A 7,321-nucleotide genomic window follows, 5' to 3' on the forward strand; every position below is an offset into this window, starting at 1 on the left:
GTCGAGACACCACACGCAGCGCTTGGTGTCTCGACTTCGCTCGACACGAACGGGATAGGGTCATGTTCGGGATAAAACTGTTGCGCTTGCTCGTGCTCGCCCTGCTGGCTTGCCTCGCCTTGCCGCTTGCCGCGAAGGCACCCGCCAAACCCGTACAGCTCGATCAGGAGCTTTATCGCACCGTGGTCGAGCGCGTGCGCGGCGGCGAGAACTTCTACCCGGCGACGATGGATGCGCAGCGCGAGCGGTCCTATCCGGTGCAGCCCGCGCTCGCGGTGCGCCCGCCGACGATGACATGGCTGCTGGCGCTGCTGCCCAGCACCACAACCCGCACCACCGCGCTGATCGCGCTCCTGTTTGGCGCGCTGATCGCCCTGCGGCAGAGCTTGTCCGACCGCCCGCCTGCCGAAGCGCTGTCGGTGGTGGCACTCGCTGTGGCAGGTCTATTCGGCGCGTTCTTTCCGGACAACGTCTACCTTCATGAGCAATGGAGCGTGCTGCTGATCATGCTCTCGCTCGCGGCATACCGGCGGCAGTGGCTCTCGGTCGGTCTCGCGCTCATGGCCGTGCTGGTGCGCGAGACGGCACTGGCCTGGCTCGCGGCAATTGCGCTTCACGCGCTGTGGCAGCGCGACGGAAAGCGGGCTTGCATGGCCGTCGCGGCCATCGCGCTGGCCGCAGGACTGTGGCTGATCCATGCGCGGTTCGTGGCTGCTCAGATTGTGCCCGGTGACCTCACCTCACAAGGCTGGGTGCGCTTCGGCGGGTTGCCGCTGGTGATCGACGCGCTGCGCCGCAATCTGGTGCTGACCGGCCTGCCCGGTCCGCTCGTGCTGGCGCTGGTCGCCGCATCGCTCGCGGCCATGCTGCGCTGGGGCCGCGAGATGGAGCGCACCGCCGCCATCGGTAGCGCGGGGTTCCTCGCCGCGCTGACCGTGTTCGGGCGGCCGGACAACGGTTATTGGGGCTTCATGGCCGCGCCGTTCGTGCTGCTGGGCTTGCCGCTGCTGGTGCGCGAAGGACGCGCCTACCTCAAACGCTGAGGAACAACCCCGCAAGCGCCGCGCTCATCAGGTTGGAGAGCGCACCTGCCGCCAGCGCCTTGAGCCCCAGCTTGGCGATCACGGGACGCTGGTTTGGGGCGAGACTGCCCGAAACCGCCATCTGGATCGCGATCGAGCTGAAATTGGCAAAGCCGCACAGGGCAAAGGTGACGATGGCGACGGTGTGGGCGGACAAGTTCTGCGCCGCGCCGAGATCGATGAAAGCCACAAACTCGTTGAGCACGATCTTGGTGCCGAACAGACCGCCTGCCAGCGCGGCTTCAGCCCAGTTTGGCGCGCCGAGCAGGAGGAACATGGGCGCGAAGATGGTGCCAAGGATCTGCTGGAACGAGAGGCCCGGATAGCCAATCCACGCACCAAGGCTGCCAAGCAGGCCGTTCGCCATCGCCACCAGCGCCACGAACGCCAGCACCATCGCGCCGACCGCGACGGCCAGCCGCACACCGGTCTGCGCGCCCTGGCTTGCCGCCATGATCAGGTTGGCAGGCCGTTCCTCATCAGGAGCGGAGACGGCGATGTGCGGATTGGGCAAGTCCGCATCCGTCGGCGCATCCGGCATCGGCGGCACATCGGGCATGATCAGCTTGGCCATCAGCACGCCGCCGGGGGCGGACATGAACGCCGCGGCGACGAGGTAGTCCACCCGGATACCCATCGCGGCATAGGCGGCAAGGATCGTGCCCGCGACACCGGCCATGCCCACGCTCATCACCGTGAAAATCTGCGAGGGATTGAGGCTGGCGAGGTAAGGCCGGATCACCAGCGGCGATTCGCTCTGGCCGACGAAGATGTTGGAAGCGGCGCACAGGGCCTCGACGCGGCTGATGCCGGTGATCTTCTCCAGCCCGCCACCGATCCACCGGATAACGAGTTGCATGATCCCGAGGTAGTAGAGGATCGAAATCAGCGCTGCGAAGAACACGATGGTGGGCAGCGCGGCGATGGCGAAGCTGCGCCCGCCGATGGCCGGATCAGCCAGCGGCCCGAACAGGAAGGCGACCCCCGCCTTGGCATAGCCGAGCAGCCCCTCGACGCCCGCCGCAGCGCCTTGCAGCGCGGCATTGCCGGGCGGGAAATAGAGTACCAGCGCGGCAAATCCGGCTTGCAGCGCGAAGGCAGGAACGACCACCCGCAGCCGGATCGCGCGGCGGTTGGAAGAAAGCAGGACAGCCAAGGCAAGGATCAACGCCATGCCGGCGAGGCTCATCAAAACGCGCATCGCGGGCTGGCCGCTCCCTGAAGAACACTGTCCGGCATGGCTTAAACGGGATTTGGCGCAGGGTCAAAATCCCGCTAACCGTTGCCAATGCAGGATCACAAACCAGCCTCGGGCATTCCCACATCGCTCTTCGCCTTCTCGCTGCTCTATGGCGGCCTTGTCGTGCTCGCCGGCGTGCTCGGCACCAAGATCGCGGCGCTGGGGCACTGGCCGCTGCTGGGCGATCTTGCGGTCGAGAGCGGAATCTTCGCGTTTCTGCTGCTGGTGGTCATGGCGAGCGCGGTGGCCGAACTGTTCGGGCAGGAGGTGGCCAACCGGCTGGTGCGCTTCGGCTTCGTGCCGCTGATCGTCTCGATGGTGCTACTCACGTTCGTGATCAACGTGGTGCCGCCCGCGCCGTTCTGGGGCGATCAGGAAGCCTATGCGCGGCTGCTCGGCCAGGGCGCGCGGATGCAGTTTGCCGGCCTCATCTCCTACGGCACTTCGCAGACGCTCAACGTCTATGTCTTCTCGCGGCTTGCCGGCGGGCGCGGGCGGCTGCTGATGCTGCGCGCGTGGATCGCCAGCCTTTTGAGCCAGATGGTCGATACGCTGCTCTTCATCACGATCTCGTTCGCCGGGGTGACGGATGCCGCGGGGGTGCCCCTGCCCATCGGGGAGATCATGGTGGGGCAGATCGCTTCCAAGCTCCTGCTTTCCACGATCATGGTCCCGCCGCTCATCTGGGTCTTCGTGAAGCTAGGGCGCTGGATGGACGGTCAGCGCTAATTATTGCGCCGCCGCGCCGCTTGGTCCAAAGCGCGAGGCATCATGGCAACCACGCACGATCCCGCAGAAGACGACGCCGCCCACCACAAGGCGATGCTCGCCAAGGCCGAAACGCTGACCGAGGCGCTGCCCTATTTGCAGCGATACGCGGGCAAGACCTTCGTGGTGAAGTATGGCGGCCACGCGATGGGCGATCCCGATCTCGCGCAGGATTTCGCCGAGGATATCGTGCTGCTGAAGGCCGTCGGCATCAATCCGGTGGTCGTTCACGGCGGCGGCCCGCAGATCGGGCGGATGTTGAAAGCGCTCGGCATCGAATCGCGCTTTGTCGATGGCCTGCGTGTGACGGACAAGCAGACCGCCGAAGTGGCCGAGATGGTGCTGGCCGGGGCGATCAACAAGGAACTCGTCAGCTGGATCGCGCGTGCCGGGGGCAAGGCCATCGGCATTTCCGGCAAGGATGGCAACATGGTCATCGCCCGCAAGGTCGAGGCGAAGAAGGCCCCGAAGGCGATCAACGATGCGGAAAGTGGCGAGGCCATTGTCGTCGACCTCGGCTTCGTGGGCGAGCCTGCCCGGATCGACACCACGGTGATCGACACCATCACCGGCGCCAACATGATCCCGGTGATCGCCCCCATCGGCGTGGGCGAGGACGGCGAGACCTATAACATCAACGCCGACACGATGGCGGGCGCGATTGCGGCGGCGCTGGGTGCGGCGCGGCTGTTCCTCCTCACCGATGTGCCGGGCGTGCTCGACAAGCAGCGCCGCCTGCTGACCGACCTCACCCCGGCGGACATTACCCGCCTCGCTGAGGACGGCACGATAAGCGGCGGCATGATCCCCAAGCTCGAGACCTGCGTCCATGCGGTGGAAGCCGGGTGCGAGGCGGCAGTGGTGCTGGATGGGCGCGTGCCGCATGCCATGCTGATCGAGATTTTCACCGCACGCGGTGCCGGTACGCTGATCCGGGCGTAACCGCCTGCAAGGGCCGCTTCCCCGCCATAACGCACTGGACAAATTTGTATGCAACACATACAAGTTTGTCCGTCGCCGTCGGTCGTTCGGCGAGGGGGGCCTTGTGGCCCCGGGAGAGGGTCGGCTAGGAGCGACTGCTTCTAACCGATAAGGGAATGCGCAATGCTGTTGTTCACGCTGATCTCTGCCATTTCGCAGCTGATCGACATTGTCGTGATGGTTGTGATCGTGCAGTTCGTGCTGAGCCTGCTGATCGCGTTCAATGTTGTGAACACCCACAACAAGGCGGTATCCGCTGTGTGGACCGCATTGAACGCCATTCTCGATCCGCTGCTGAACCCGATCCGCCGGGTCATGCCGAACACCGGGGGCGTCGACTTCTCGCCGATGATCCTGATCTTCGGCCTGCGCCTGCTGGTTCAGCTCCTCTACTACCTCGCGCTAGCGGCGACGTCGGTCTGATCCAACCAGGTAACGGGAAATCCGCATGACTGCCGCGATTATTGATGGGAAGGCCTTTGCCGCGACCCTGCGTGCAAAGGTGGGAGAGCTTGCAGCCGCGTTCGAGGCGAAAGCCGGGCGCAAGGCGGGGCTCGCCGTGGTGCTGGTGGGCGAGGACCCGGCGAGCCAGGTCTATGTCCGCTCCAAGGGCAAGCAGACCGTCGAGGCCGGGATGGCGAGCTTCGAGCACAAGCTGCCTGCCGAAACGCCGGAAGCCGACCTCCTCGCGCTGGTCGAGCAATTGAACAATGATCCCGCTGTTGACGGCATTCTGGTGCAGCTGCCGCTGCCGAAGCACATGGACGAGCAGAAGGTCATTTCCGCGATCAATCCGGACAAGGACGTCGACGGCTTCCACGTGATCAGCGCGGGCCGCCTCGCGGTGGGCCAGCCGGGTTTCGTGCCCTGCACGCCGCTGGGGTGCCTGATGCTGCTGAAGGACCGGCTGGGTTCGCTTTCGGGGCTTGATGCCGTGGTGATCGGGCGCTCGAACATCGTCGGCAAGCCGATGGCACAGCTGCTGCTGGCGGAAAGCTGCACGGTGACCATCGCGCACAGCCGCACGAAGGACCTGCCCGAGGTCGTGCGCCGCGCCGATATCGTGGTGGCCGCGGTCGGCCGTCCGGAAATGGTCAAGGCGGACTGGATCAAGCCCGGCGCGACCGTGATCGATGTCGGCATCAACCGTGTGCCGGCGGCGGAGGAAGGCAAGACGCGGCTGGTCGGCGATGTCGACTATGCAGGCACGATGGAGGTTGCGGGCGCGGTGACGCCGGTGCCCGGCGGTGTTGGCCCGATGACCATCGCGGTGCTGCTGCGCAATGCGCTGGTCGCGGCCTATCGCAACGCCGGGCTGGAGCTGGCGGCGGACGCGATCTGACGTTGAAGCCCACCCCCAACCCCTCCCGCTTGCGGGTGGGGTTGGGGGGTGGGCCCCTTTCCATCACCCCAAGGCTGCTCTAGGCAGGGCGGCATGAAGCGTCTGGTCCCTCTCGCCTTGCTGGCCCTCGCCCTGCCTGTAACTGCGCAGGACATCCGGCCGGTGGTGACCCCCATTGGCAATCCGAGCGCGCTGATCGCAGCCGAGAGTGCGTTTGCCCGTCTGGCGCGCGAGAAAGGGCAATGGACCGCCTTTGCCGAGACCTCGACCGAGGACGCGGAGATGTTCGTGCCGGAGCGCGTGGTGGCCAAAGTGTGGCTCAAGGGCCGCGCGAATCCGCCGCAGGCGGTGCAGTGGCAGCCGAGCGCGGTGTGGATGAGCTGCGATGGCAGCGCGGGCGTGACCTTCGGCGCCTATCGGGCGGGCGCGGCGAACGGCTGGTTCTCCACCGTGTGGCAGCGCCAGCGCAAGAAGGGCGATTACAAGTGGGTGCTCGATCAGGGTGGCGAGCTTGCCGCGCCGCTGGCCGGGGCCGATTTCATCACCGGCAAGGTGGCGGACTGCGTGCCGCGCCCGCGCCGCGATCCGCTTGCGGATGAGCCGCCGCCCCCGCCCAAACCGGACAAGAACGCTCCGCCGCCGCCGCGTCCGCTGCCGGGGCCGATCCCGCCGCTGGCTGCCGTGCCGGGAGCCGACAGCAAGGACGGCCGCTCCATCGACGGCACGATTGTCTGGCGCTCCACCGTGCTGCCCGGCGGGACGCGCGAGTGGACGGTGTGGATGTGGCAGGACGGCAAGATGAACGAGGTGCTGAAGCGCACCGAAGTCGCGAAGAACGAAGGCTGATCGGATGCTGGCGCTGTTCCTCTCCGCCTTCACGACCTTGTTCGTGGTGATCGATCCGCCCGGCTGCGCGCCGATCTATGCCGGGCTGACGGCCAATGCCACGCCGCGCCAGGCCTTCATCATGGCCTTGCGCGCGTGCCTGATCGCGAGCGGGATTCTCGTGGTCTTCGCGCTGTTTGGCGAGGATCTGCTGGGCGCGCTGCATATCGAGCTCGACAGCTTCCGCATCGCGGGCGGCATCATGCTGTTCATGATCGCCATCGACATGGTGTTCGAGAAGCGCACCGAACGGCGCGAGGAGCGGGCCGAGAAGGTCCGCACCGCGCAGCCGCAGGTGGAGGACGTTTCGGTATTCCCGATGGCGATGCCGATGCTGGCGGGGCCGGGCTCGATCGCCTCGGTCATGCTGCTCACCGCGCGGGCGCATGGCCTGCCCGAGACGCTGGTGATCCTTGGCGCGCTGGGCGCGGTGATGCTGCTGAGCTTCATCGCGCTGGTGGCGGCGCGGCCGATCATCCGCGCGCTGGGATCGCAGGTGGAGGCGGTGATCACCCGGCTGCTGGGTGTGCTGCTGGCGGCGCTGGCCGCGCAGTTCGTGATCGACGGACTGCGCGCGCAGTTCTGAATTACTGAAGCGTCACCCGGCCATCGTCCGAATCGCGGCGGCCGAAGAATTGCATCAGCTGGACCAGCAATTCGCACCGCGCGTTCAGGCTGTCCGCTTCGAGCAGCGCTTGCTTGGCGGCAGCATCAAACGGGGCGATCTGCGAGACGCCGTTGATCAGCGATACATCATCGAGCCGGCCGACCGAATCCCAATCGACCGAATAGCCCTGCGCATCGGCAAAGCGGCGCGCCTCGCGTTCGAACGAGGCGCGCTCGACCGCGCTGAGGCTGGCGCCCGCGTCATCGTCGATCAGCTCGCCCTCGACCTGGCGGAACGGTGTCGTCACATCGAGTTCGCGCAGCATGCGGAAGCGGGAAATGCCTTCGAGGATGACGTTGTAGCGCCCGTCCTCCATCGCCTCGACTTCGCCGATCTTGCCGACGCAGCCGATCTGG

General features: G+C 66.4%; 9 protein-coding genes. 7 read left to right on the top strand and 2 right to left on the bottom strand.

What is annotated here, in order from left to right:
- Positions 1 to 62 precede the first annotated feature (62 nt).
- The gene (locus tag K5Q19_RS08525) at positions 63 to 1,043 is read left to right on the top strand and encodes a hypothetical protein (protein ID WP_292943452.1); all 981 of its coding nucleotides are present in this window, start codon (positions 63 to 65) and stop codon (positions 1,041 to 1,043) included.
- Here K5Q19_RS08525 and K5Q19_RS08530 read toward each other — a convergent pair.
- Positions 1,033 to 2,283 carry a nucleoside transporter C-terminal domain-containing protein gene (locus K5Q19_RS08530; protein WP_292943454.1) on the bottom strand — a complete coding sequence of 417 codons (1,251 nt, stop codon included), beginning with the start codon at positions 2,281 to 2,283 and terminating at the stop codon, positions 1,033 to 1,035. The genes K5Q19_RS08525 and K5Q19_RS08530 overlap by 11 nt on opposite strands.
- 87 nt (positions 2,284 to 2,370) lie before the next feature.
- Here K5Q19_RS08530 and K5Q19_RS08535 point away from each other — a divergent pair, with 87 nt between their 5' ends.
- The 6 genes from K5Q19_RS08535 (at position 2,371) to K5Q19_RS08560 (ending at position 6,884) form a co-directional block, all read left to right on the top strand.
- Positions 2,371 to 3,051, top strand: a complete 681-nt coding sequence (locus K5Q19_RS08535) for a queuosine precursor transporter (protein WP_292943456.1) — start codon at positions 2,371 to 2,373, stop codon at positions 3,049 to 3,051.
- A gap of 42 nt (positions 3,052 to 3,093) precedes the next feature.
- Complete coding sequence (argB, locus tag K5Q19_RS08540; RefSeq protein WP_292943458.1) at positions 3,094 to 4,032, top strand: acetylglutamate kinase; 939 nt, start codon at positions 3,094 to 3,096, stop codon at positions 4,030 to 4,032.
- 162 nt (positions 4,033 to 4,194) lie between these two features.
- Entirely contained in the window at positions 4,195 to 4,494 is a 300-nt protein-coding gene (locus tag K5Q19_RS08545) for a YggT family protein (protein ID WP_292943461.1), read from the top strand.
- Between the two features lie 25 nt (positions 4,495 to 4,519).
- Positions 4,520 to 5,413: a bifunctional methylenetetrahydrofolate dehydrogenase/methenyltetrahydrofolate cyclohydrolase FolD gene (gene folD / locus K5Q19_RS08550; RefSeq protein ID WP_292943464.1), complete on the top strand. Its 894-nt coding sequence runs from the start codon at positions 4,520 to 4,522 to the stop codon at positions 5,411 to 5,413.
- 93 nt (positions 5,414 to 5,506) lie between these two features.
- Positions 5,507 to 6,259, top strand: coding sequence for a hypothetical protein (locus tag K5Q19_RS08555; RefSeq protein WP_292943467.1), 753 nt, complete (start codon positions 5,507 to 5,509; stop codon positions 6,257 to 6,259).
- A 4-nt stretch (positions 6,260 to 6,263) separates the two neighbouring features.
- The gene (locus tag K5Q19_RS08560; RefSeq protein WP_292943469.1) at positions 6,264 to 6,884 is read left to right on the top strand and encodes a MarC family protein; all 621 of its coding nucleotides are present in this window, start codon (positions 6,264 to 6,266) and stop codon (positions 6,882 to 6,884) included.
- Position 6,885: 1 nt separating this feature from the next.
- Here K5Q19_RS08560 and K5Q19_RS08565 read toward each other — a convergent pair.
- Positions 6,886 to 7,321: LON peptidase substrate-binding domain-containing protein (locus K5Q19_RS08565; RefSeq protein ID WP_365758933.1), on the bottom strand; the 436-nt coding region annotated here is incomplete at its 5' end.

Source organism: Novosphingobium sp., from assembly GCF_019748365.1.
In the GTDB taxonomy this organism is placed as follows: domain Bacteria; phylum Pseudomonadota; class Alphaproteobacteria; order Sphingomonadales; family Sphingomonadaceae; genus Novosphingobium.